The organism is Lysinibacillus sp. UBA6686 (assembly GCF_002455205.1).
In the GTDB taxonomy this organism is placed as follows: domain Bacteria; phylum Bacillota; class Bacilli; order Bacillales_A; family Planococcaceae; genus Lysinibacillus; species Lysinibacillus pakistanensis.
In genome coordinates this window covers 1-3,147 of the sequence record NZ_DKJS01000030.1, presented here as the reverse complement: position 1 = coordinate 3,147, position 3,147 = coordinate 1, and the positions used below count along the sequence as shown (strand labels likewise).

Annotated in this window: 2 protein-coding genes; both read right to left on the bottom strand. The window is 39.1% G+C overall.

Annotation, left to right across the window (positions count from 1 at the left end):
- Positions 1-104 precede the first annotated feature (104 nt).
- Positions 105-1,532 (bottom strand): dihydrolipoyl dehydrogenase, encoded by a 1,428-nt coding sequence (lpdA, locus tag B2R82_RS07850; protein WP_286924337.1) that lies wholly within the window; start codon positions 1,530-1,532, stop codon positions 105-107.
- A 180-nt stretch (positions 1,533-1,712) separates the two neighbouring features.
- Positions 1,713-2,807, bottom strand: a complete 1,095-nt coding sequence (locus B2R82_RS07845; protein ID WP_286924336.1) for a Leu/Phe/Val dehydrogenase — start codon at positions 2,805-2,807, stop codon at positions 1,713-1,715.
- Between the last annotated feature and the right edge of the window lie 340 nt (positions 2,808-3,147).

Sequence of the window (3,147 nt, the reverse complement as noted above, 5' to 3'; positions counted from 1 at the left end):
GCCTGAGTTCCTCTATTTCAGCTTCTTTGGCCACCCCTTGAAACGTAGCCGAATTCACATTCATCTCACGACCTATAAAGGTGGGAGACTTCTGCTGAGAGAGGTTAAAAATGAATAGCACGATTATCCACAGCTAATGCTGATTCTACTAGCACCTCATTAAGAGACGGATGCGGATGAATAGCCTGACTTACTTCCCATGGCGTTGCATCAAGTAATTTAGCAAGTGATGCTTCACCAATTAAATCTGTTACATGTGGCCCCACCATATGAATACCCAAAATATCATTTGTTTCTTCATCTGCTATAATTTTTACAAAGCCGTCTGTCTCTCCATTTACAAGTGCTTTACCAATCGCCTTGAATGGAAACTTTCCTATTTTTAAGGTAAAGCCCTGCTCCTTAGCAGCACTTTCTGTTAAGCCAATGCTTGCAACCTCTGGATAAGAGTAAACGCATTTTGGCACCTTTAGTACATCTAGTGCTTCTGTTTTCCCTGAGGCAATATGTTCAATGGCACATAATCCTTCATGTGAAGCTACATGTGCTAATTGCAACCCACCAATCACATCACCAATGGCATACATATGTGATTCCTTTGTCTGATACGAATTATTAACTTTAATAAATCCATTCTCAACTTCGATTTCTGTATTTTCTAAGCCTATACCTTGTGTATTTGCTTCACGCCCTACACTAAGCAATAATTTATCAGCCTCGAATAATTCATCCTTATCGTTAACTTTCGCAGAAATGAAAACGTTATCATTTTCAATTTTGAATGTTCCTGTATCTAAGCGGGCGTTTGTCACAATACGAACGCCTCTTTTTTCAAGCTGCTTCGTGACTTCTTTGACAATGTCTCTATCTTCAGATGGTAAAATCGATGGCCCATACTCAATAACCGTTACGTATACGCCAAAATCACAAAGCATTGATGCCCATTCGATTCCAATAACACCGCCACCAACAATTAGCAATGACTTCGGTAGCGCCTCCATTTGTAATGCATGATCTGAGTTCATGACATATTTTCCATCAATTGTTAGTCCAGTCATTCCTCTAGGCTTTGAACCTGTTGCAATCACAACATTTGTTGGCACAAGCATTTCATTTTCCTCGCCATTACTCATTTCAACTGAAATAGTACCTGGCATTGGCGAAAAGATAGAAGGTCCTAAAATTCTGCCTGTTCCCTGATAAACATCTATTTTACCTTTTTTCATCAGTGTATTCACACCTTGGCTCAACTGCTCAACAATGGCTTGTTTTCTTGCCTGTACTTTGTCAAACTGCAATGTAACTCCTTCAATATCTACACCAAATTCTGCAGCCGTTTTATTGGCCATACGATACACTTCAGCACTTCGAAGTAAGGCCTTACTTGGTATACAGCCTTTATGTAAGCATGTGCCACCAAGTTGCTCACGTTCAACTATAGCGGTTTTTAAACCTAACTGTGCCGCACGAATTGCTGCAACATAGCCTCCTGTACCTCCACCTAAAATGACAACATCATAATTTTGAGCCATATTGTTTCCCCCTTATGAGAAAAGTGCTAAATCCGCCTATCCTTTAATCACATTGGATAATATAAGAAAAGTCCCTTTCACTCCTTAGTTGGGCTTTAGGTTAATTTCAGCTAAGCTACTAATCTCTAATTAAAGTTAGAAGAAGTCGACAATGCGACTTCCCTAATGATTAAGCGTTTTTTAACGACCATGTAAAATATTTTTTTCATTTTTTAAAAATTGGCTACGTGATTTAGACACTCGTGCAATTCGTTCTTCTGCTAAACGGTTAGCCGCTACATACGTAGGAATACCATCTCGTTTGGAAATAGTAAAGATTTTTTCAATACTATCATAAATACCATCAACACGCTTCATCGCTCGCTCACGATTATAGCCATATAATTCATCTGCTACGTTTATAACCCCACCTGCATTGATAACATAATCAGGCGCATAAACAATTCCTAATTCATGTAAGATATCACCATGGCGAGAATCTTGTAGTTGATTATTGGCAGAACCAGCAACAACCCTTGCCTTTAATTGTGGAATCGTTTCATCATTTAGAATTGCTCCTAATGCACAAGGTGAGAAGATATCCACTTCCTGTGAATAGATGTCATCAGGTGCGACAGCAGTTGCGCCAAAATCATGAACCACTCGATCAATAGCTGCTTGATTAATATCAGTCACAACAAGTTTTGCACCCTCATTATGTAAATACTCGCAAAGCTTGTAAGCAACATTTCCTAGCCCTTGTACAGAAATTGTACGTCCTTCTAATGAATCAGATCCAAAGGCTTCTTTTGCTGCTGCCTTCATCCCACGATAAACACCGTACGCAGTTACTGGAGATGGATTACCTGATGAACCAAATGCTGGAGAAATACCAGTTACATAATTTGTTTCTTCATGGATTAAATCCATATCTGTTACTGTTGTACCAACATCCTCCGCTGTAATGTAGCGTCCATTAAGCCCCTGAATAAAACGTCCCAGCGCTCTGAACATTTCCTCATTTTTATCTTTAAATGGGTCACCGATAATGACCGTTTTCCCACCGCCAAGGTTTAAACCAGCAGCTGCATTTTTATAGGTCATGCCACGTGCTAAACGTAATGCATCCTCAATCGCATTCTCTTCTGATGCATATGTCCACATACGTGCCCCGCCTAATGCTGGTCCAAGTGTTGTGTCATGGATTGCGATAATCGCTTTTAACCCTGATGCTTCATCTTGGCAAAATACCAATTGTTCATAATCATACTTTTCCATATACTTGAAGATTTCCATGAAAACTCGCCCCTTTGCTTTGGAAAGTGCATCCCCAAATGCCCATCCAATCAAGTTTTAAATGATAATAAAATTGTTTAGTAATGGATAATAATGCTCCATTTAATTTTACAATACTGACAATTTCACCATTTCGCAACTATTATTACACATTCTCAATTAAGTAAGAATTTTCTAAACATTCAGTTACAGATTAGTTTATCTTCATTCAGTAAATGTTTTTTGTATCGAAAGCAAAGCAGCAGATACAGAAGACTCCCACCACTACAGGTAGTGGGATGAATGCTGTTTCGGTTCCTTTTCAGTGGGTATCCACATCTACTGAAATAGCGGAACTCAG